Origin of the sequence: Micromonospora sp. AMSO31t (assembly GCF_008868175.1) — a bacterium.
Taxonomy (GTDB): Bacteria; Actinomycetota; Actinomycetes; order Mycobacteriales; family Micromonosporaceae; genus Micromonospora.
The window spans coordinates 1-20,492 of the sequence record NZ_WBKT01000099.1; the positions used below are offsets into that span (position 1 = coordinate 1).

At 73.8% G+C, this 20,492-nt stretch carries 16 protein-coding genes and 2 pseudogenes; 9 read left to right on the forward strand and 9 right to left on the reverse strand.

Annotated elements, in window-relative coordinates; genetic code table 11:
• The 4 genes and pseudogenes from F8274_RS20620 to F8274_RS20635 form a co-directional block, all read right to left on the reverse strand.
• Positions 1 to 187, reverse strand: a pseudogene (locus F8274_RS20620) (hypothetical protein); the annotation flags it as partial.
• 10 nt (positions 188 to 197) lie between these two features.
• The gene (locus F8274_RS20625) at positions 198 to 2,672 is read right to left on the reverse strand and encodes an AAA family ATPase (RefSeq protein ID WP_151464017.1); all 2,475 of its coding nucleotides are present in this window, start codon (positions 2,670 to 2,672) and stop codon (positions 198 to 200) included.
• Entirely contained in the window at positions 2,672 to 3,820 is a 1,149-nt protein-coding gene (locus F8274_RS20630) for an exonuclease SbcCD subunit D (RefSeq protein ID WP_151464018.1), read from the reverse strand. Before F8274_RS20630 ends, F8274_RS20625 begins: the two co-directional genes overlap by 1 nt.
• Positions 3,821 to 3,830: 10 nt before the next feature.
• Positions 3,831 to 5,579, reverse strand: coding sequence for an ATP-binding protein (locus F8274_RS20635; RefSeq protein ID WP_151464019.1), 1,749 nt, complete (start codon positions 5,577 to 5,579; stop codon positions 3,831 to 3,833).
• Between the two features lie 236 nt (positions 5,580 to 5,815).
• Here F8274_RS20635 and F8274_RS20640 point away from each other — a divergent pair, with 236 nt between their 5' ends.
• The gene (locus tag F8274_RS20640) at positions 5,816 to 7,450 is read left to right on the forward strand and encodes a hypothetical protein (RefSeq protein WP_225853890.1); all 1,635 of its coding nucleotides are present in this window, start codon (positions 5,816 to 5,818) and stop codon (positions 7,448 to 7,450) included.
• A 9-nt stretch (positions 7,451 to 7,459) separates the two neighbouring features.
• On the opposite strand, the gene F8274_RS20645 is transcribed toward F8274_RS20640, so the two are convergent.
• Together F8274_RS20645 and F8274_RS20650 are read right to left on the reverse strand one after the other, a co-directional pair.
• Positions 7,460 to 7,870: a hypothetical protein gene (locus F8274_RS20645; protein ID WP_151464020.1), complete on the reverse strand. Its 411-nt coding sequence runs from the start codon at positions 7,868 to 7,870 to the stop codon at positions 7,460 to 7,462.
• 123 nt (positions 7,871 to 7,993) lie between these two features.
• Complete coding sequence (locus F8274_RS20650; protein ID WP_151464021.1) at positions 7,994 to 8,827, reverse strand: alpha/beta fold hydrolase; 834 nt, start codon at positions 8,825 to 8,827, stop codon at positions 7,994 to 7,996.
• Positions 8,828 to 8,899: 72 nt separating this feature from the next.
• Between F8274_RS20650 and F8274_RS20655 the strand changes: the two genes are divergently transcribed.
• Positions 8,900 to 9,931: a sigma-70 family RNA polymerase sigma factor gene (locus F8274_RS20655; RefSeq protein ID WP_151464022.1), complete on the forward strand. Its 1,032-nt coding sequence runs from the start codon at positions 8,900 to 8,902 to the stop codon at positions 9,929 to 9,931.
• Positions 9,932 to 10,028: 97 nt separating this feature from the next.
• On the opposite strand, the gene F8274_RS20660 is transcribed toward F8274_RS20655, so the two are convergent.
• Entirely contained in the window at positions 10,029 to 10,814 is a 786-nt protein-coding gene (locus F8274_RS20660) for a pyrimidine reductase family protein (protein ID WP_151464023.1), read from the reverse strand.
• A gap of 150 nt (positions 10,815 to 10,964) precedes the next feature.
• Here F8274_RS20660 and F8274_RS20665 point away from each other — a divergent pair, with 150 nt between their 5' ends.
• The 6 genes from F8274_RS20665 (at position 10,965) to F8274_RS20690 (ending at position 17,649) form a co-directional block, all read left to right on the forward strand.
• On the forward strand, positions 10,965 to 11,510 hold the full coding sequence (locus tag F8274_RS20665) for a plasmid pRiA4b ORF-3 family protein (RefSeq protein ID WP_151464024.1): 546 nt from the start codon (positions 10,965 to 10,967) through the stop codon (positions 11,508 to 11,510).
• Positions 11,511 to 11,768: 258 nt separating this feature from the next.
• On the forward strand, positions 11,769 to 13,073 hold the full coding sequence (locus F8274_RS20670) for an extracellular solute-binding protein (protein ID WP_225853891.1): 1,305 nt from the start codon (positions 11,769 to 11,771) through the stop codon (positions 13,071 to 13,073).
• A gap of 128 nt (positions 13,074 to 13,201) precedes the next feature.
• Positions 13,202 to 14,185, forward strand: a complete 984-nt coding sequence (locus F8274_RS20675) for a carbohydrate ABC transporter permease (protein ID WP_151464026.1) — start codon at positions 13,202 to 13,204, stop codon at positions 14,183 to 14,185.
• Positions 14,186 to 14,226: 41 nt separating this feature from the next.
• The gene (locus F8274_RS20680) at positions 14,227 to 15,090 is read left to right on the forward strand and encodes a carbohydrate ABC transporter permease (protein WP_370518253.1); all 864 of its coding nucleotides are present in this window, start codon (positions 14,227 to 14,229) and stop codon (positions 15,088 to 15,090) included.
• Positions 15,087 to 16,520, forward strand: coding sequence for a GH1 family beta-glucosidase (locus tag F8274_RS20685; RefSeq protein WP_151464028.1), 1,434 nt, complete (start codon positions 15,087 to 15,089; stop codon positions 16,518 to 16,520). Before F8274_RS20680 ends, F8274_RS20685 begins: the two co-directional genes overlap by 4 nt.
• A gap of 82 nt (positions 16,521 to 16,602) precedes the next feature.
• The gene (locus tag F8274_RS20690) at positions 16,603 to 17,649 is read left to right on the forward strand and encodes a LacI family DNA-binding transcriptional regulator (RefSeq protein WP_151464029.1); all 1,047 of its coding nucleotides are present in this window, start codon (positions 16,603 to 16,605) and stop codon (positions 17,647 to 17,649) included.
• A 3-nt stretch (positions 17,650 to 17,652) separates the two neighbouring features.
• On the opposite strand, the gene F8274_RS20695 is transcribed toward F8274_RS20690, so the two are convergent.
• Together F8274_RS20695 and F8274_RS20700 are read right to left on the reverse strand one after the other, a co-directional pair.
• A complete protein-coding gene (locus tag F8274_RS20695; protein WP_151464030.1) occupies positions 17,653 to 18,864 on the reverse strand; it encodes an acyl-CoA dehydrogenase family protein in 1,212 nt (403 codons plus the stop codon).
• Positions 18,864 to 19,937 carry a phosphotransferase family protein gene (locus F8274_RS20700; protein WP_151464031.1) on the reverse strand — a complete coding sequence of 358 codons (1,074 nt, stop codon included), beginning with the start codon at positions 19,935 to 19,937 and terminating at the stop codon, positions 18,864 to 18,866. The genes F8274_RS20695 and F8274_RS20700 overlap by 1 nt, the downstream gene beginning before the upstream one ends.
• Positions 19,938 to 20,086: 149 nt before the next feature.
• On the opposite strand from F8274_RS20700, the pseudogene F8274_RS20705 reads away from it, so the two are divergent.
• Positions 20,087 to 20,492, forward strand: a pseudogene (locus F8274_RS20705) (amino acid-binding protein); the annotation flags it as partial.

The following is a 20,492-nucleotide window of genomic DNA, read 5'->3' on the forward strand; positions in this document are numbered from 1 at the left end:
CGGGGGCGGCGACGTCGCGCCGCACGTCGACGGCCCGCCAGTCGGCGGCGGGCAGCTCGACGTCGGCGTCGACCTGGGCGCTGCTCGGCGCCGCCGGACCGCCCCCACCCGCCTCGAACGACGCCCCGTAGGCCGGGTCCCATGCGTCGACGAAGAACCGGGCCCCCGCCCTCGACGGTCCCGTCACGCCGCGCTCCTCACAGGCCCGTCCGTTCGACGCGGGCCGTGCGGGCATCCTTGCGGACCTCGAAGCGGACCGGGATCCGCTCGGCGAGCGCCGGCACGTGGGTGACCACGCCGACCATCCGGTCGCCCCGGGCGGCCAGGTTCTCCAGGGTGGCCGCGACCGTGTCGAGGGTGGCCGCGTCCAGCGTGCCGAAGCCCTCGTCGAGGACGATCGACTCCAGGCTGGCCGCGCTCGTGGACATCCCGGCGAGCTGCTCGGAGAGGGCCAGCGCCAGGGCCAGCGACGCCTGGAACGTCTCCCCGCCGGAGAGAGTCCGCACCCCCCGCCGCAGCCCGGCGTCGTGGTGGTCGACCACGAAGAACTCGCCCTTGTCGTGCACCAGGTCGTACTGGCCGCCGGAGAGTTCGCGCAGGATCCGCGAGGCGCCGTCGACCAGCAGGTCCAGCGCCTCGGCCAGCAGCCAGCGCTCGAAGTTGTTGGCCCGCAGGTGCCCGGCGAGGGCGCGCGCCACCCGGGCCTCCCGCTCGTGGCCGGCCCGCTGCCCGCGCAGCTCGGCGGCCTGCTCGCGGCGCTCCTCCAGCCGGCGCAGCTCCGCCTCGGCCCGCTCCACCGCCACGGCGGCGTCGCGCTGCGCGTCCTGCGGCACGGGCAGCCCGGCGGCGTCGAAGAGCCCGCCGATGCGCTCCGCGACCGCGCCCGCCGCCGCCTCGGCCGCGTCGACCGCGGCGGCCAGCCCGGCCCGGTCGGCGCGCCGCCGCCCGGCCTGCTCACCGGCCCAGCCGGCGAGGGCCGTCCAGGCGGCGGCCACGTCGTCACGGTCGGCGGCCGGCGGGCCGAACCGGGCCAGCCCGTCGCGGACCGTGTCGAAGTCGCGCCAGGCCCGGCGCAGCCGTTCCTGCGCCGCGTCGAGGGAGCCGCGGGCCCGGCGTGCGGCGTCGCGGCCGGCGCGGACCGCGCCCGCCGCCTCCTCCAGCGCCCGGCGCAGCCGGGCGTGCTCGGTCAGGGACCCGCGCAGCGCCTCCGGCGTGGCGGCGCCGGCGAGCTGCGCGTCCAGCTCGGCCAGCCGCGCCCCGAGCTGGTCGTGCTCGGCCCGGGCGCGCAGCAGCACCCGGTCCAGCTCGCGGGCGGCCGCGTCGCGCTCCTGCACCACCCGCTTGGCGGCCTCGCTGGCCGCCCGGGCCGCCTTGCCCGCCGCGAGGGCCCGGGTGACCGCCGAGCCCTTCGGCACGGCCGGCACCCGGGGGACCGGCTGCTCGCAGACCGGGCAGGGGGCACCGTCGACCAGGTGCGCCCGCAGCGCCACCGCCTGGTCGACGGCCTTCGCCTCCTCGTGCGCCCGGAACGCCGCCTCCAGCTCCGCCTCGGCCCGCTCGGCCCCGGCCCGGGCCGCGGCGAGCGCACCGGCCGCCGCGTCGTGCTCGGCCTGCGCCGCGTCGACCGCCGCGCGGACCGTCGCCGCCTCGCCGGTCAGCCGCTCCCGGTCGGCGTAGGCCTTGAGCTGGAGGCGCAGCGCGCTCTCGTCACCGGCCGCGGCCAGCTCGCCGCGCAGCTTCTCCTCGCGCTCCTCGGCCAGCCCGACGGCCGCCGTCGCCTCGTCGGCGGCGGTCCGTGCGGCGGACACCGCCCGGGCCAGCTCGGCGATCCCGTCCGGCGGCCGGACACCGGCCAGCACGGTCAGCTCGGCGTCGAGCGCCGCGAGCGCCGCCGCCTGCTCGCGCGCCGTCGCCCGCACCCGCTCCAGCTCCGGTACGGCCGCCTCGACCGCCCCGGCCAGCTCCCGCATGCGGTCGACCCGCTCCCGGGCGGCGGCCAGGCTCCCGTCGTCGACGTCGGCGAGACCGCCGAGCACCTTGTCGACCGCCTCCAGCTTCGCCTCGGCCTGCCCGGCGCGCTCGGTGGCCTTCTTCTGCACCTCCTCGTAGATGCCCAGCCCGAGGAGGTTCACGAGGATCTGCTGCCGGGTGGCCGGCTTGGCGTGCAGGAAGTCGGCGAACTGCCCCTGCGGCAGCACCACGCAACTGGTGAACTGCTCGTACGGCAGGCCGACGGCGTCCAGCACCGCCTGCTCCATCTCGGCGGGGGTGCCGGCCACCACCTCGCCCAGATCCTCCGGGCTGAGCCCGGTGTCGAGCTTGGTGACGTCGAACCCGGGCGGCATGAGCTGGAGCCCGGCGTTGGCCGTCTTCACGGTGCCCCGGCCGTCCCGGCGGACCACCCGGGTGGCCACGTAGCGGTCGCCGGCGGACTCGAAGACCAGTCGCACCCGCGCCTCGGTGGCGGAGGGGGCGAGGGCGTTGGCCAGGCCCCGCGTGCCGCCCCAGCGGGGCACGGTGCCGTAGAGGGCGAAGCAGATCGCGTCGAGCACCGTCGACTTGCCCGAGCCGGTCGGACCGACCAGCGCGAAGAAGTCCGCGTCGGTGAAGTCGACGGTGGTCTCCTCGCGGAAGACGGTGAAGCCCGCCATGTCCAGCCGCATGGGCCGCATCAGTGCTCGACCTCCTCGAGCAGCTCGTCGAAGAGCTCCCGGACGTCCTCGTCGGCGTGACCCCGGCTGCCCAGGTAGTCGGCGAACAGCTCGCGCGGCGAGCGCCCGGCCCGCTGGGCGGTGCGGGTGCCGCTGCCCGGCGCGGGCACCAGCTCCGGGTCGATCCGGATCTCCAGCGCCCGGGGGAGCAGCTCCTGCACCTCCTCCCGCAGCCCGGCGCGGGGCTGCTCGCGGACGTAGACCCGCAGCCAGCCGTCGGGCACGTCGATCTCGGCGAGCTGGGCCAGGGTGCCGCGGACCGTGTGCAGCGGGACGGCCCCGGGCACCGGCACCTCCCGGATCTGCGCGGCGGTCGTCGCGGTCACCTCGACGATCGTCACCGACCCGACGTTCTCCTGCTCGCCGAAGTCGACGGCGAGCGGGCTGCCGCTGTAGCGGACCGGGCAGGGGCCGATCACCCGCTGGGAGCGGTGCAGGTGGCCCAGCGCCACGTAGTGCGCGTTGCCCGGGAACACGGTCGCCGGCACGGCGTAGCCGAGCACGGTGTGCGCGTCCCGCTCGCCGCCGCCGGTGCTCGCCCCGACCACGGTGAGGTGGGCGGTGACCAGGTGCACCCGGTCCGGCTCGGTGAACCCCTCGGCCAGCCGGGCCAGCACCCGCCCGAGGTGGTCGGCATAGGTCTGGTTGGCCTCGGCGGGGGTCAGCTCGTACATCTCCACGGCGCGCACGGCGTAGCGCTGGGAGAGGAAGGGCAGCGCGGCGACCTGCCAGCGCTCGCCGTCGCGGGTGGTGCCGTCGATGACGTGTTCGCCCGGATTCTCCCGGACGCTGCCCCGCAGCGTGATCCCGGCGGCCTCGGCCCAGGGGCGCAGCGCGTCGAGCGCCGCGCCGTTGTCGTGGTTGCCGCCGATCGCCACCACGTCCGCCCCGGTGCGGCGCAGCGCGGTCAGCGCCCGGGTGACCAGCCGGGTCGCCTCCGGGGTGGGCGCGGCCGTGTCGTAGAGGTCGCCGGCCACGATGACCAGGTCGGGCCGCTCGACCCGGGCGATCTCGATGACCTGGGCGAGCACCTGCTTGTGCTCCTCGGCCCGGGACTGCCCCTTGAGGACCTTGCCGACGTGCCAGTCGGAGGTGTGCAGGATCTTCATGGTCAGCCCTCTAGAACGGGATGTCGTCGTCGGAGGTGCCCGAGCCGACCACCGCGAACGGGTCGGCCGCCTGGGTGATCGAGCGCAGCGTCTCCGAGGGCGCCCGGCCGGCCTCGGAGACCCGGGTGGCCCAGGCCGGGAAGGGGAACTCCAGGCAGAGCGGGACCGGGATGTCGGGCTGGTTGACGAACATGGTGCCCGGCTTGGCCAGCAGGGCGCGCTGCCGCTGGGCGGGCGGCAGGAAGCCGTATTCCGGGCGGGACGCCTCGGCCGGGTCGAGCCGGCCGACCACCCGGATCGCCGAGTTGGTGACGATCCGCCGCTCCACCTCGCTGGCGGTCTGCTGGGCGCCCACCAGGATCACCCCGAGCGAGCGGCCCCGCTCGGCGATGTCGAGCAGCACCTCCTTGATGGGGGAGGAGCCCTCCCGGGGCGCGTACTTGTTGAGCTCGTCGAGGACGACGAAGAGCAGCGGCTTCGCGGTGCCCGCCTTCTCCTTGCGCTCGAACTCGCTCTTGAGCGTCACGCCGACCACGAAGCGCTGCGCCCGGTCCGGCAGGTTGTGCAGGTCGACCACCGTGACCTGGGCGGACTCGGCCGTGTTGATCGAGTGCGGGCGGCGGGTGGCCAGGTCGCCCCGGATGAGCCGGCCCAGGTCCTTCTTGCTGCCGATCAGCCGGCGGGCGAACGCGTTGACCGTGCCGAGACCGACCGCGCTGCCCGCCCAGTCGCCCCGGGTCTCGTCGTCGTTGAGCTGCTCGACGACGTGGTCGACCAGGTCGGCGTAGGACCCCAGCCGCACCCCGTCGATGCTCACCCCGCCATCGGCGGGCTGGGCGTATCTCGCCAGGTGGGCGGCGACCGAGTGGACCACCATCGTGTACTGCTGCCGCTCGTCGTCGGCGTCGGCGAAGACGTAGGGCAGCAGGCGGTCGGCGCAGAACTCGCTCAGCGTCCAGTAGAAGCTGTCCACCCCGGTGAGCCGGCTGCTCACGTCGGGCGTGCCGGATGAGTCGCCGACCCGGGGCGGGGCGTGGACCCGGACGTCGGGGAAGGCGCCCGCGTCGAGCCCGAGCTTGGCGTAGCCGGCCCGGGTGGCGTCGTCGAGCCGGGTGTTGGGGTGGTCGAGGAACAGCAGGTCCTCGCCCTTGACGTTGAAGATGAGCGCCTTGGCGTTGACCGCGTCGCCGCCCAGCACCCCGGAGCGGAACACCGAGTAGAGCAGGAAGGTGGCGAAGCTGGTCTTGGTGGCCACGCCGGAGATGCCGGAGATGGAGACGTGCGCGCCCCGGGTGCCGTCGAGGAAGTCGGCGTTGAGGTAGACCGGGACGCCGTCGCGACCCATGCCCATCGGGATGCGCCGCTCCATCCGGTCGAAGTGCAGCGCCCGCGCCCGGGCGTCGCCCTCGGCCCGGTGCACCACGGCGCCCGGGGTGGGCGGCACGTAGAACTCCGGGTCGACGCGGGTGGTGGTGACCTCGGCGGCCTCCTGCACCTGGGCCGGCAGGGTGCCGTCGGCGATGGCGAACACGTCGGAGTCGAACTGCGCGCCCTCGTGGCGGGCCCGGACCTGGGTGACCACCCCGGCGATGGTGACCGGCTCCCGGTCGGGCAGCTCGCGGCGGGTCACCACGACATCGTCGAGCTGGAGGTAGCTGCCGGGGGCCACGGCCGTCCAGAAGGTGAGCGGGGTGGCGTCGGCGGTGCCGAGCACCCGGCCGACCCCGTCGCCGGGGCCGTCGAGCTGGTCGTCGGTCATCGGCGGTCTCCGGTCGGCTGGTCGTCCCGTTCGCGGCGCACGTCGTGCATCCTGCCCGAGGTATGCGACAGGTTGCCACGCGACGCGGCGGACGCCACCTCGCCGGTCCGCCGACCGTGCGCAGCGGCGCCAGCCGCTGACTCTCCGTACGCCCTGGTCGGCCATTCCGGCACCGCCGGGCGGGCTCCCGGGGGATCCTGCAAGGGGCCGGAGATCGGAAGGCACGAGGAGCGGCGGTGGAAGCAGTCCGGAACCGGACGGCGTTGCTGCTGGCGCTCGCCGTGCTGCCGCCGGTCCTGCAGGAGACCGTGCTGGTGGGCATCGGCTTCCACGGCGCCCGGGGCCTGGCGCCGCAGGTGACCGCGGTCTGGCCCTACGACTCGTTCCACGACCTGCGGTGGCTGCTGGTCTACCACGACTCCTGGTGGAACTTCGGCCTCGGGCTGGTGGTGCTCACCGTGTTCCGCGGGCTGCTCTCCGCCGGGCTCACCGCGTTGGCCTGGCCGGCGCGGGCGGCGCGTCCCACGTTCGGCTGGCTGGTCCGGCGGAACCTGGAGGTGGCCGCCCTCGCCCTCGTCATCATCTCCCCGTGGGCCGCGATCTCGGTGGCCTTCTCCGCGGTCGCGCTTTCGCTCTACCTGTTCGCCTCGCTCGCCCCGATGCTGGTGCTCGCCCCGTTCCTCCAGCGCGCCGGGGTGGTCGCGAACTGGTGGCGCGGCCTGCCCACCATCGAGCTGCTCGGCTGGTCGGTGCTCAATTTCGTGGTGCTCACCGTCGCCGGCGCGGTCATCTCCAGCACGTCGGGCTGGTGGGGCGTCCCCGTGGCCGCCCTGGCCGGCCTGGCCAACGGCCTGCTCTGGCAGCGCACCGTGTCGGCGGCCGTGCAGCCGGCCCGGATCCGCCTGGCCCGGACCCCGGTCGCGCCGGTGGCCATCGCCCTCACCATGGCCGCCGCGGTCGGGTCGCAGTCGCTCGTCGGCCTGGCGACGGGTCCACCGGCGGAGTGGCGGCCCCCGCTGCTCACCGAGCGGCTACCCGACCGGGTGCCGCACGCGGTGATCGCCATCGCCGGGCACGACTCGCAGTGGAACGGCCGGCAACCGGCGGACCCCCGGGTGGAGCAGTTCTCCTACCGGGGTCTCGACGGGCAGCGGCGGCCGTTGCCGTACACGCCGGAGGACACCCACCAGTCCCTCGATTCCAGCGCGGTGCTGCTCGCCGCGCAGATCGACCAGCTGCACCGCCGGACCGGCCGGCCGGTCGCCCTGCTCGGGTTCAGCGAGGGGGCCATGGTGGCGCGGACCTACCTGGACCGGTGGGCACAGCCCCTGCCGGTGGAGGCGGTGCTGCTGTTCAGCCCGCTCATCCAGCCCGGCCGGGCCTACTACCCGCCCCCGGGTTACAGCGGGTGGGGCGTGGCCGCCGGCTGGGAGCTGCGCGGGATCTTCTGGCTGGCCAACCTGGGCCGCAGCGTGAAGAGCCGTCCGGACGAGCCGTTCGTGCGCTCGGTGCTGGTCAACGCCCCGTTCTACCGCAACCGCACGCTCTGCCCGGTGGCCGGGGTCCGCATGATCGCCTTCCTGCCCACGGTCAGCGCGGCCGAGGCGCCGCCCGGCGAGTACAGCCGCATCCCGGTGTTCCAGATGCCCGCCCTGCACGGCGGGCTGATCGGCCAGCGGCTCGCCCAGGAACGGGTGGTCGACTTCCTGGCCGGTGGCCGGGTGGACGAACCCCGCCGGGAGTACCGCCTGCTCCAGCGGCTGGGCGCCGCGTGGCAGGCGCCGCCGCTCGCGCTGGCCATCAACCCGGTGTGGGCGGCCGCCCGGGAGGGCGACCCCGCCTTCTCCGGGCGGATCTGCGAGCCGCGCTGACCGGCGGCCTCACCCCGCCCGGCCGGCCACCCGGCGGTGCCGGAGCAGCAGCCGGATGGCCGCCGCGTCGACGGCGGCCACGATGAGCAACCGGATCGGCGCGTACGGCAGCATGAGCACGTCCACGGCGATCGCCAGCGCGGCGCAGCCGATCGCGACGGTGACGGCGCCCCGCCGGCCGGTGACCGCCCCCAGCCCGGCGAGCGCGACAGCGGCACCGATCGCCATCTGCAGCCACGCCCAGAAGGTCAGGTCGACCTGGTGCATGCCGCCCTCGCTGAGCACCACGAAGGCCCCGGACCGGAGCATGCCGAACGCGGCCAGCACGTCGGCCAGGCCGGTGGCGACCAGCAGCCCACCGGCGAGGACCGGGCGGTCGGTCCGTACCGGCGCCGTCCCGGTCGCCTGCGGTGTACGCATTCCCCGAGGTTACGGCGCTGATCAACGGCGGGTTCCCGAGACGGCGCAGCCCGACCCGACGGGGCGCGGGATCCGGCGCCGGAGCACCACACCCCGCGCTCCCGCGTGGCGTCCCGTCGTGCCTCAGCCGTCGGCGAGCACCTCGCGCAGCCGGGCGGCGAAGGTCGGCGGGTCCTCGGCGAAACCGAGGTGCCCACCCGGGAACATCGCCGGCGAGGTGCCCAGCGCCGCCGCGAGCGCCCGGGAGGTGCGGTCGCAGACCTCACCGGTCGACTGCTCCCCGAGACCGACGACGACCCGGGTCGGGCCGTCGCGCAGCGCGTCGACGTCAGGCCGGAAGCGGGTGGTTCCCCGGATCATGTGCAGGTACTGGAAGTGCTCGTCGGCCGCCGCCTGCGGATCGGGCTCGCCGCCGAACATGCCGAGCACCACCTCCTCCGGCAGGTGGATGTTCGCGCTGGCGAGGAACTTGCGCCCGGCGCCGAGCCGGTCCCCGGCACGGTAGGTGGCGATCATGTCGTCCTCGCGGGCCAGCAGGTCCGCCCGGTCCGGCAGCAGGCCGAGCAGCGGCGGTTCGTGCGCGACGACCGTGTGCACCAGGGTGGTACCCGCCTGGGCCAGGGCCAGGACGGTCACCGCGCCGCCGCTGGACCCGAGCACGGCGGCCGGGCCCGCGTCGACGTGGGCGAGGAGCCGGGCGACGTCGTCGGCCCGCAGTTCGGGGGTCGAGTCCTGGTGCGGGTCGTGCAGGACGCTGCGGCGGATTCCGCGCGGGTCGGTGGTCAGCACGGTGTGCTCCGCGGCCAGCAGGTCGGCCAGTGGCGCGAAGGCGTCGGCGTCCATCGGGGCGGCGACCAGGGCCACGAGCGGGCCCCGGCCGCGCACCTCGTAGTGGAGCCGCCCGTCGGGCACCGCCAGGGTGCCGGTGGTGACGGGCGCGGTGGACATGCTGCTCATCGGGTCCTCCAGGGTCGTGGCGGGCGAGCCGTTCACTGTCCTGACTCCGGTGCTGCGGCAGAATCGTCGGTTGTGAGCGTCAGTTCCCCGACCGCCGCCGGGTCACCCGACCGCGCCCCGGTCGACGAGGCCGCCTTCACGGCGCTCGTCGCGCCGCTGCGCCGGGACCTGCACGCCCACTGCTACCGGATGCTCGGCTCGGTCCACGACGCCGACGACGCCCTCCAGGACGCGCTGCTGCGGGCGTGGCGGGGGCTGCCGACCTTCGCCGGGCACGGCTCGCTGCGCTCGTGGCTCTACACCGTGACGACCCGGGTCTGCCTCGACGCCATCGCCGGCCGTGCCCGACGGGCCCTGCCGGTCGACCTCGGCCCGGCCAGTGACCGCGCCGTGCCCGACAACCGCCCGGCCCACGACGTCGCCTGGCTCGGCCCGTACCCGGACGCCGGCCTCGCGCCCGGCCCGGTCGCCCCGGGCGCGCGGTACGAGCAGCGCGAGGCGGTCGAGCTGGCCTTCGTGGCCGCGGTGCAGCACCTGCCGGGCAACCAGCGGGCGGCGCTGCTGCTCTTCGACGTGCTCGGCTACTCGGCCGCGGAGATCGGCGCCATGCTGGGCACGTCGACCACGTCGGTCAACTCGGCCCTGGCGCGCGCCCGCCGCGTGCTGGCCGAGCGGGCTCCCGGCGCGACCCAGCAGCGCACCCTGCGGATGCTCGACGACGTCCGGCTGCGCGAGGTCGTCACCGGCTACACGACCGCGCTGGAGAACGGCGACGCGGACGCCCTCGTCGCCCTGCTCACCGAGGACGTCACCTGGTCCATGCCGCCCATGCCGCACTGGTACCGGGGCGTCGCGGCCGTGCTGGACTTCGCCCGGTCGGCGCCGCTCGGCCCGTGCGGCAGCTGGCGGCACCTGCCGGCCAACGCGAACGGCCAGCCCGCGGTCGTCGGCTACCTGCGCCCGGGCGGGACCGGCCCGTACCTGCCGTGGTCGGTCGACGTGCTGACGTTGCGGGGTGACCGGATCGCCGGGATCACCTCGTTCGTGGGCGGGGCGCACGTCGCGGCGTTCGGGCTGCCGGACTCCCTGCCGCCGGCCCGCTGACCCGTGCCGGCACGGCGTGGGCCCGTCCGCTCCGCCGCGGCCGGGGCGGGCTGCCCGCGTACCCCTTCCGGGTGCCGGCCCCCGCGGCGGCCCTGGGTCAGGCGGGCGGGGCGGCGCCGGCGGGCGGCGGGCCGCCCGGGTCGCGGGCGTAGCGGAGCATGAGCACGCCGTCGGCGGCGGCCAGCACGTGGCGCAGCGGCAGGTGCCGCGGCGCGCTGCCGGGCCCGGCGGTGATCCGGCCCGGGCCGGCCCCGGCGAGCAGTGGCGCGACGGTCAGGCACAGCTCGTCCACCAGGTCGGCCGCGGTGAGCGCGCCGAACAGGTGCGGCCCGCCCTCGCAGAGCACCTGGCCCAGCCCGCGCCGGCGGAGTTCGGCGAGGCCGGCGGCCAGGTCGACCCGCTCCGCGCCGCAGCGGACGAGGTCGGCCACGTCGGTCAGGCCGGGCGGCGGGTCGGCGGCCGCGTGGGTGAGCACGAGCGGCCGGACCGGCGCGTCGGCGAAGCAGGCCTGGGCCGGGTCGAGGTCCAGCGAGCCGGAGACCACCACGAGGGTCGGGTATTCGGCCAGGCCCTGCTCGCGGCGCCAGTCGCGGCGCGCCTCGCCGAGCCGGACCGCCCGGTAGCCCTCGTGGCGCAGCGTGCCGGCGGCCACCAGGAGCCCGTCGCAGAGCATCCGCAGCAGGCCGAAGACGCGCTTGTCCGGCTCGCCGGACAGTCCGGCGGAGTAGCCGTCCAGGGTGACCGCGCCGTCGGCGCTGGCCACGAAGTTCACCCGCAGGTGGGGACGGGTCGCACGGCCGTAGAGCGCGGTCAGCTCCGGGTCGGTCAGCGCACCGGTGACGGGCGTCGGCCAGATCCGTTCGATCGGGGTTCCGACGCTCATTCGCCGGCCGGACCGGTGACCGGCGGGGTGGGTTCGGGGGTACGGTGCTGGCAGTCGCACCACTTCCGGCCTGGACAGTCGTCGTGCCGCCGCTCCCGGCACGCTCGGCAGATCATGTGGGCAGCCTATGCCGAGGAAGGATGGGACAGCATGTCGCGTCAGATCTTCCAGCTGAAGGTCTCCCTCGCCGGGGTCCGTCCGCCGGTGTGGCGGCGGGTGCTGGTGCCCGGCGGCTACACCCTGGACCGGCTGCACCGGGTGGTCCAGCACGCGATGGGCTGGCGCGACTACCACCTGCACTCGTTCGACGTCGGCGGCCGCCAGTACGGGGAGCCCGACCCGGACGGCGAGCTGGCGCTGCGCGACGAGCTGGACGTCCGGCTGGACGCGGTGGTGGGCAAGGGCGACCGGTTCCGCTACACCTACGACTTCGGCGACTGGTGGGAGCACGACCTGGTGGTCGAGGACGTGTGCACGGCCGACCCGGACGAGCGCTACCCGGCCTGCGTCGAGGGGGAGCGCGCCTGTCCACCCGAGGACGTCGGCGGCCCGGCCGGGTATGCCGTCCTGCTGGCCGCGCTGGCCGACCCGGGCCACCCCGAGCACCGGATGATGCGGGAGTGGGCCGGCGCCGGCTTCGAGCCGGAGTTCTTCGCCGCCGATCGGGCCACCACCCTGCTGCGCCGCTTCTGCTGACCGTCCCTCCGCGAGTGCGCCCGGGAGCCACGCGGTAACGATCTGGGAACGCTCCCATCCGTCTATTGACACCCCTGACACCTGCCGGCAATCTCATGGGAGCGCTCCCGGACGTGTGTCTCAAGCCACACCGCTCGTCGCGGCGGCGCCCCAGAACCAGAGCCTCACCATGCGACCCGCCCGGCCGACGGGCGGGCGGGCGCGAGTCAGAACCCACCACACGAGTTACCCACCTGAGAGGGGTCAGGGATGAGCGTCATGAGGCGCCGGCTCCGAATTGCTGCGGCCGCCGTGCTGGCCGCGGGCGTTGCTCTCGGCAGCGCCGGGTGCAGCAAGAAGAACGACGACGAGGGGTCCACCGGCGAGGGCGGCCAGGTCAAGCTGGTCCTGCAGACCTTCCAGAACTTCGGCTACGACCAGGCCATCAAGGACTTCGAGGCGGCGCACCCGAACATCAAGGTCGAGCACCAGAAGATGGGCGAGCTGCGCGACTTCCAGCCGAAGCTGGTGCAGTGGCTCGCCGCCGGCAGCGGTGCCGGTGACGTGGTCGGTCTGGAGGAGGGCGTCCTGCTCGGGTACGTCCAGAACCCCGACAAGTTCGCCAACCTGCTCGACCTGGGCGCCGGTGAGGTGAAGGCCAACTTCCCCGAGTGGAAGTGGAACAACGCCCTCACACCGGATGGCAAGAAGCTGATCGGGCTCGGCACCGACGTCGGTGGACTCGCGATGTGCTACCGCAAGGACCTGTTCCAGCAGGCCGGTCTGCCCACCGACCGGGACGAGGTCTCGAAGCGGATGACCACCTGGCAGGACTACATCGCGCTGGGCAAGGAGTTCAAGGCCAGCGGCAAGGTCAAGGCCGCCTGGCTGGACAGCGCGACCAGCCTGATGCAGCCGTACGTCATGCAGAACTCGCAGACCTTCTTCTTCGACAAGGACAACAAGTTCATCGGCGACACCAACCCGGTCATCAAGCAGACCTGGGACCTGGGCCTGCAGATGGCCAGGGACGGGCTGACCGCCAAGACACAGCGGTGGAGCGCCGACTGGGACGGGGCCTTCAAGAACTCCGCGTTCGCGACCCTGCCCTGCCCGGCCTGGATGACCGAGGGTGTCATCGCCCCGAAGTCCGGCCCCGCGAACTCCGGCAAGTGGGACATCGCCAACATCCCCGGCGGCGGCGGCAACTGGGGTGGTTCCTACCTGGCCGTGCCGGCGCAGACCAAGCACCCGAAGGAGGCGTACGAGCTGGCCAAGTACCTGACCAGCAAGGAGGGCCACCTGGCGGCGTTCAAGGAGGCGGGCGCGATGCCGTCCGACATCGCCGGCCTCGACGACCCGGCGTTCAAGGACAAGACGAGCGAGTACTTCAGCGGTGCGCCCACCGGCAAGATCTTTGGGGAGAGCGTCAAGAACATGAAGCCGGTCTTCCTCGGGGCCAAGCACCAGCAGGTCTGGGAGACCATCTTCGAGCCGCAGATGCAGGCGGCCGAGCGTGGCCGGCTCAGTGCGGATGCCGCCTGGACGAAGGCGGTGGACGAGGCCAAGAAGGCGACCAGCTGAGTCGCCGGTGACCGGCCGAGCCCACGGTGATCCGCTGCCCGTGGGCTCGGCGGCGGCGCCCACACCCGCCCCAGGGTGTGGGCGTCGCGGCGAGGTCGCCGCCGCCCCACCTCCCGGAAGGACCCGCAATGAGTTCTACTGTCGGCGCGGTACCACCATCGCGCGCCGCTTCGCCGCCCCCGTCCGCCCCGCTGCACCGCCGCCGGTCGTACCGGCTCGGCCGCTGGGACCTCAAGTACTCCCCGTACCTGTATGTCGCCCCGTTCTTCGTCCTCTTCGGGGTCTTCGGCCTCTTCCCGGTCCTCTACACGGTCTACGTCTCGCTCTTCGACTACGAGCTGCTGAGCGGAACCAAGGAGTACGCGGGGCTGGAGAACTACCGCCTCCTGATGCAGGACGCCCAGTTCTGGAACGCCGCCTACAACACCCTTGGCATCTTCCTGCTCAGCACCGTGCCGCAGCTCATCGTGGCGCTGATGCTCGCCAACCTGCTGAACCGGCAGATGAAGGCCCGCACGCTGCTGCGGATGGGTGTGGTCATCCCCAACATCACCTCGGTGGCCGCGGTCGGCATCATCTTCGCGCTGATCTTCGCGGACCGGTACGGCCTCATCAACTGGTTGCTCGGCACGGTGGGATTCGACCCGATCGCCTGGCGGGACAACCGCTTCGCCTCCTGGTTCGCCATCGCCTTCATGGTCGACTGGCGGTGGACCGGCTACAACGCGCTGATCTACCTCGGTGCCATGCAGGCCATCCCCAAGGACCTGTACGAGTCGGCGTCGCTGGACGGCGCCTCCACCTGGCGGCAGTTCTGGTCGATCACGGTGCCGCTGATCCGGCCGACGATCCTCTTCACGATCATCATCTCCACCATCGGTGGCTTCCAGATCTTCACCGAGCCCCTGATGTACGGGAACGGGCTGGTCCGCGGCGGGGTGGACCACCAGTTCCAGACCCTGGCCATGTACATCTACGAGAAGACCTTCACCGGGAACGCCGAGTACGGGTACGGCTCCGCGATGTCCTGGTTGCTCTTCATGATGATCATCGTCTTCGCTCTGATCAACTTCGTGCTGGTACGCCGGTCGGTGAAGGGGGACAAGAAGTGACCACGACGCAGACCCTGCCCCGTTCGGTCACCCCGCCTCCGGTGCCGTCCCGCCGCCACGGCCGCGGTCGGCTGCCCGGCGCCCAGCTCTGGCAGGCCAGTCCGCTGACCTACCTCGCGCTCATCCTCGGCGGCGTACTGTCGATCTTCCCGATCATCTGGTCGTTCATCATCGCCTCGCGGGACAACAGCGCGGTCTACGAGATGCCGCCGACCCCCGGCGACCAGCTGTTCACCAACATCGACCGGATGCTCGCCAACGAGGACGCCGCGTTCATCTACGGTCTGGTCAACTCGGCCGTCGTGTCGACAGTCGTCACCATCTCGGTGATCTTCTTCTCCAGCCTGGCCGGCTTCGCTTTCGCCAAGCTCAGGTTCCGGGGCAGCAACGCGCTGCTCCTGATCATCATCATGACCATGATGGTGCCGACCCAACTCGGTGTCATCCCGCTCTACCTGATGATGGTGGAACTCGGCTGGACGGGCACCCTGCAGGCGGTCATCGTGCCGTTCCTGGTGCAGGGCTTCGGCGTGTTCATGATGCGCCAGTACGCGATGTCCGCGATCAGCGACGAGCTGATCGAGGCCGCCCGGCTCGACGGCTGCTCCACCTGGCGGATCTACTGGAACGTCGTGCTGCCCGCGCTGCGGCCGGCGGCGGCGGTGCTCGGCCTGCTGACCTTCATGCAGACCTGGAACGAGTTCCTCTGGCCGTTCATCGTGCTCACCCCGGACACCCCGACGGTGCAGTACTCCCTGAAGATCCTCTCGTCCGGGCTGTACCAGACGGATTACGTGGCGCTCTTCGCTGGCACCGCACTGGCGACCCTGCCACTGTTGATCGTGTTCATCATCTTCGGCCGCCAGATCATCGGCGGAATCATGGAAGGCGCCGTCAAGTCGTGAGCAACCCAGCCAGCCCGCCCGCCGTCGGCGTCCTCGACCAGGGTGCGGCAGCCACCTTCCCGCCCGGCTTCCTCTGGGGCGCGGCGACCGCCGCGTACCAGATCGAGGGCGCGGCGACGGAGGGCGGCCGCGGCCCGTCGATCTGGGACACCTTCAGCCACACCGAGGGGCGGACGGTGGCCGGGCACACCGGCGACGTGGCCTGCGACCACTACCACCGGATGCCCGACGACGTGCGGCTGATGGCCGACCTGGGGCTGAGGTCCTACCGCTTCTCCGTCTCCTGGCCGCGGGTGCAGCCCGGCGGCGCCGGGGCGGTCAACCCGGAGGGGATGGACTTCTACCGGCGCCTGGTGGACGAGCTGCTGGGTCACGGCATCGAGCCCTGGCTGACCCTCTACCACTGGGACCTGCCCCAGCCGCTGGAGGACGCGGGCGGCTGGCCGGCCCGGGACACCGCCGCCCGGTTCGCCGACTACGCCCAGCTGGTCGCCGACGCCCTCGGCGACCGGGTGACGTACTTCACCACGTTCAACGAGCCGTGGTGCTCGGCCTTCCTCGGCTACGGCTCCGGGGTGCACGCCCCCGGCCGGTCGGACGGGGCGGACGCGGTCCGGGCCGGGCACCACCTCATGCTCGGGCACGGGCTTGCCGTGCAGGCGCTGCGGGCGTCCCGCCCGGACGCGCAGCTCGGCATCACGGTCAACCTCTACCCGGTCACCCCGGCCACCGGGTCCCCGGCGGACGCCGACGCCGCCCGCCGGATCGACGCGCTGGCCAACCGGTTCTTCCTCGACCCGGTGCTGCGCGGGGCGTACCCGGCGGACCTCCTCGCCGACCTGCGCGGGGTCACCGACTTCGGGCACGTCCGGGACGGCGACCTGGCGGTCATCTCGACCCCGCTGGACATGGTGGGCGTCAACTACTACAGCCGGTACGTGGTCGCCGCGCCCGCGGAGACCGGGCCGGCGGAGGCCTACTGGCGGGCGCCCTCGTGCTGGCCGGGCAGCCAGGACGTCCAGTTCGTCACCCGGGGCGTCCCGGTGACCGACATGGGCTGGGAGATCGACGCCCCGGGCCTGGTGGAGACGCTGGAGCGGGTGCACAAGGAGTACACCGACCTGCCGCTCTACGTCACCGAGAACGGCTCCGCGTTCGTCGACGCGGTGGTCGACGGCCGGGTCGACGACCCGGACCGCCTGGCGTACTTCGACGCGCACCTGCGCGCCGCGCACGCCGCGATCGGCGCCGGGGTGCCGCTGAAGGGATACTTCGCCTGGTCGCTCATGGACAACTTCGAGTGGGCGTGGGGCTACACGAAGCGCTTCGGCATGGTCCACGTCGACTACGACAGCCAGGTGCGGATCCCGAAGTCCAGCGCCAGGTGGTACGCCGATGTGATCCGACGCAACGGCCTGGCCGCACAATAGGCTGGGCCAGCCAGTGACGGGCGGCCCGGCGCCGGCGCCTCGACAGGTGCCGGGCCCGCCCGATGTCGGAGGAGCACAGACGATGACAACGCAGCGCACACGGTCGCTCGGGCGCCCGACCCTCGACGCGGTCGCGGCCCGCGCCGGCGTGGGGCGCGGCACGGTCTCCCGGGTGGTCAACGGCTCGCCGCAGGTCAGCCCGGAGGCCCGGGCCGCCGTCCAGGCGGCCATCGCGGAGCTGGGGTACGTGCCCAACCGCGCGGCCCGGGCGCTGGTCACCCAGCGGACCGACTCGGTGGCGCTGGTGGTCTCCGAGTCGGGGGAGCGCGTCTTCACCGAGCCGTTCTTCGCCGGGATCGTCCGGGGCGTCAGCTCCGCGCTGCTGGAGACCCCCATGCAGCTCTGGCTGGCCATGGCCCAGTCGCAGATCGAGCGGGAGCGGGTCGAGCACCACCTGACCAACCAGCACGTCGACGGCGTGCTGCTGCTCTCGCTGCACGACGCCGACCCGCTGCCCACCCTGCTGGAGGAGCGCGGCCTGCCCACCGTGCTCGGTGGCCGGCCGGCCCGGATGCTGCACCCGAACGCCCAGCCGGCCTGGTTCGTCGACGTGGACAACGTGGGCGGCGCCCGGCAGGCGGTGGAGCACCTCTTCGCCCGCGGCCGGCGGCGGGTCGCCACCATCGCCGGCACGCAGGACATGGGCGCCGGCCTGGCCCGGCTGTCCGGCTACAAGGAGGCGGTCCGGGCCGCGGGCGGCGATCTCAACCCGGACCTCATCGCGTACGGGGACTTCAGCGAGGGCAGCGGCACGGCCTGCATGCGCCGGCTGCTGGAGGTGTGCCCGGACCTGGACGCCGTCTTCGTGGCCTCCGACCTGATGGCCTTCGGCGCCCTGCGCGCGCTGCGCGAGGCCGGCCGCCGGGTGCCCGAGGACGTGGCGGTGATCGGCTTCGACGACGCCCCGATCGCCCGGCAGGCCGAGCCGCCGCTCACCACGGTCTTCCAGCCGGTCGAGGAGATGGGCCGGCAGATGGCCCGGCTGCTGGTCTCCCGGATCCGCGGCGAGGAGCTGTCCAGCCCGCACGTGCTGCTGGACACCAAGCTCATCCACCGCGCCTCCGCCTGAGGCTCAGGCCCAGCGGCGCAGCTCCCGCTTCGCCAGGGACGCCCGGTGCACCTCGTCGGGACCATCGGCCAGGCGGAGGGTGCGGGCCTGCGCCCAGAGGGCCGCGAGCGGCGTGTCCTGGCTGACGCCGGCCCCGCCGTGCGCCTGGATGGCCTTGTCGATGACCCACTCGGCCATCGCCGGCGTGGCGATCTTGATGGCCTGGATCTCGGTGTGCGCGCCCCGGTTGCCGACGGTGTCCATGAGCCAGGCCGTCTTGAGCACCAGCAGCCGGGCCTGCTCGATGCGCACCCGGGACTCGGCGATCCACTCCCGGATCACGCCCTGCTCGGCGAGGGGGCGGCCGAACGCGACCCGGGTGAGGGCCCGCCCGCAGAGCAGCTCCAGGGCCCGCTCGGCCATGCCGATCAGCCGCATGCAGTGGTGGATCCGCCCCGGGCCGAGCCGGGCCTGGGCGATGGCGAAGCCGGCGCCCTCGGCGCCGACCAGGTTCTCCGCCGGCACCCGTACGTCGGTGAAGTCGATCTCGGCGTGCCCGCCGTGCGGGGCGTCGCGGTAGCCGAAGACCGTCATGCCCCGGCGCACCGTCACGCCCGGGGTGTCCCGGGGGACCAGGATCATGCTCTGCTGCCGGTGCCGGTCGGCGTCCGGGTCGGTCTTGCCCATCACGATGAAGATCTCGCAGCGCGGGTCCATGGCACCGGACGACCACCACTTGCGGCCGTTCACCACGTACGCGTCGCCGTCCCGGACGATTCGGGTGCCGATGTTGGTGGCGTCGGAGGAGGCCACCTCCGGCTCGGTCATGCAGAACGCCGAGCGGATCTCCCCGGCCAGCAGCGGCGCCAGCCAGCGGTCGCGCTGCGCGTCGGAGCCGAACTCGGCCAGCAGTTCCATGTTGCCGGTGTCCGGGGCGGCGCAGTTCAGCGCCTCCGGGGCCAGGTGCGGGCTGCGCCCGGTCAGCTCGGCCAGCGGGGCGTACTGCAGGTTGGTGAGCCCGGCGCCGTAGCGCGGGTCGGGCAGGAAGAGGTTCCACAGGCCGCGCGCGCGGGCCTCGGCCTTCAGCTCCTCCAGCACCGGCGGGCGCGCCCACGGGTCACCGGCCGCGAGCACCTGCTCGTGGTGCACCGGCTCGGCCGGCAGGACGCACTCGGTGAGGAACGCCTCGACCTTCTCGCGCAGCTCGACCGTCCGGGCGTCGTACTCGAAGTCCACTACTTCTCCCTCACCGCGTGCAGACCGTGCGCGACCAGCGGCGCCACCATGTCGCCGATCCGGTCGAAGCCCCCGCCGAGCGTCTGCCCGAGCGTGTGCCGGTAGTGGATGCCCTCGCAGATCACCGCGAGCTTGAAGCAGCCGAGCGCCACGTGCCAGTGCAGCGGCCCCACGTCGACGTCGCTGCGGCCGGCGTACCGGTCGATCAGCTCGGCGCCGGTGGGGAAGCCGGCGCGCGGGCCGATGCCGTCGGCGACCGGATTGCCCTCGGCGCTGTCGCTGTCGCCCAGCACGTCCCAGTAGGTCAGCAGCAGCCCCAGGTCGGCGAGGGGGTCGCCGAGGGTGGCCATCTCCCAGTCGAGCACGGCCCGCACCGCCACCGGCTCGACGGTCGCGAGCAGGTTGTCCAGCCGGTAGTCGCCGTGCACGATCCGCCCGGCGTTCGCGCCCTCCGGCACGCTGCCGGCGAGCGCGTCGCGCAGCTCGTCGATGCCGGGCAGCGGGCGGCTGCGGGAGCGGTCGAGCTGGCCGGCCCAGCGGCGGACCTGCCGGGCCAGGTAGCCCTCGGGGCGGCCGAAGTCGGCCAGCCCGACCGCGGCCGGCTCGACCATGTGCAGCCCGGCGAGGGTGTCCATCATGGCCATGGCCAGGTCGCGCCGCTGGCCGGCGGTGAGCGCGTCGGTCTGCTCCCGCCGCCGGTAGACCTCGCCGCCGACCCGCTGCATGAGGTAGAACGGCGCGCCGAGCACGTCGGGGTCGGTGCACAGCAGCAGCGCCTCGGGTACCGGCACGGCGGTGGGGGCCAGCGCGGAGATCACCCGGTGCTCGCGGGCCATGTCGTGGGCGGTGGCCAACACGTGCCCGAGCGGCGGCCGGCGCAGCACCACCTCACGGTCACCGGCGCGCAGCAGGTAGGTCAGGTTGGACTTGCCCCCGGCGATGAGCCGCGCCGAGAGCGGCCCGGACAGCTCGGGCCGGTGCGCGGCCAGATATGCGGCCAGCCGGTCGAGGTCGAGCCCGCGCGGGGCCGAACCGGTCGGGGTCTGCGGTGCGTCGACGGCCGGATCGGTCATCGGGTTAGTTGATGGCAGCTCAGCTTTGTTGTCAAGGTGGGATGTTCCCGGCGGGACATGCCGCTGCAACGGGGGCGAAATGGTCAACCGGCAGGCTGGGGCCCAGCCTGCCGGCCGCCACGGCCGGCCCGCCGAGCGGAGGACCAGACATGCTGCTGAGAGTTCGGGTGACCCTGCCGGACCGACCGGGCACGCTCGGCCAGGTGGCCCGCACGCTCGGCGTCTCCGGCGCCGACATCGTCCAGGTGGTGGTGCTGGAACGGCTCGGCGGCCGGGCGGTCGACGACTTCACCGTCGTCTGGCCCGGTGCGGCGCGGGTGGAGCGCCTGCTCGCCGGCCTGGCCGCGATCCCCGGTGTCCGGGTGGACGGGGTGTGGCGGGCGATCGGGGCGCCGACCACCACGGGCCAGGACGCCGAACTGCTCGCCCAGGTCGCGGCGAACCCGACCGACGGGGTGGCCACCCTGGTCGACGCGGTGCCCGGGCTGCTCGCCGCGGACTGGGCGGTTGCCGCCGTCGTCCCGCTGGACTGGGCCGCCCGCGGCGGCGGGGCCG

Bases quoted from the DNA above. Each gene is read 5' to 3' on its own strand.
- F8274_RS20625 (WP_151464017.1), bottom strand. From the start codon at position 2,672: ATGCGGCCCATGCGGCTGGACATGGCGGGCTTCACCGTCTTCCGCGAG.
- F8274_RS20630 (WP_151464018.1), bottom strand. From the start codon at position 3,820: ATGAAGATCCTGCACACCTCCGACTGGCACGTCGGCAAGGTCCTCAAG.
- F8274_RS20635 (WP_151464019.1), bottom strand. From the start codon at position 5,579: ATGACCGACGACCAGCTCGACGGCCCCGGCGACGGGGTCGGCCGGGTG.
- F8274_RS20645 (WP_151464020.1), bottom strand. From the start codon at position 7,870: ATGCGTACACCGCAGGCGACCGGGACGGCGCCGGTACGGACCGACCGC.
- F8274_RS20650 (WP_151464021.1), bottom strand. From the start codon at position 8,827: ATGAGCAGCATGTCCACCGCGCCCGTCACCACCGGCACCCTGGCGGTG.
- F8274_RS20660 (WP_151464023.1), bottom strand. From the start codon at position 10,814: ATGAGCGTCGGAACCCCGATCGAACGGATCTGGCCGACGCCCGTCACC.
- F8274_RS20665 (WP_151464024.1), top strand. From the start codon at position 10,965: ATGTCGCGTCAGATCTTCCAGCTGAAGGTCTCCCTCGCCGGGGTCCGT.
- F8274_RS20670 (WP_225853891.1), top strand. From the start codon at position 11,769: ATGAGGCGCCGGCTCCGAATTGCTGCGGCCGCCGTGCTGGCCGCGGGC.
- F8274_RS20675 (WP_151464026.1), top strand. From the start codon at position 13,202: ATGAGTTCTACTGTCGGCGCGGTACCACCATCGCGCGCCGCTTCGCCG.
- F8274_RS20690 (WP_151464029.1), top strand. From the start codon at position 16,603: ATGACAACGCAGCGCACACGGTCGCTCGGGCGCCCGACCCTCGACGCG.
- F8274_RS20700 (WP_151464031.1), bottom strand. From the start codon at position 19,937: ATGACCGATCCGGCCGTCGACGCACCGCAGACCCCGACCGGTTCGGCC.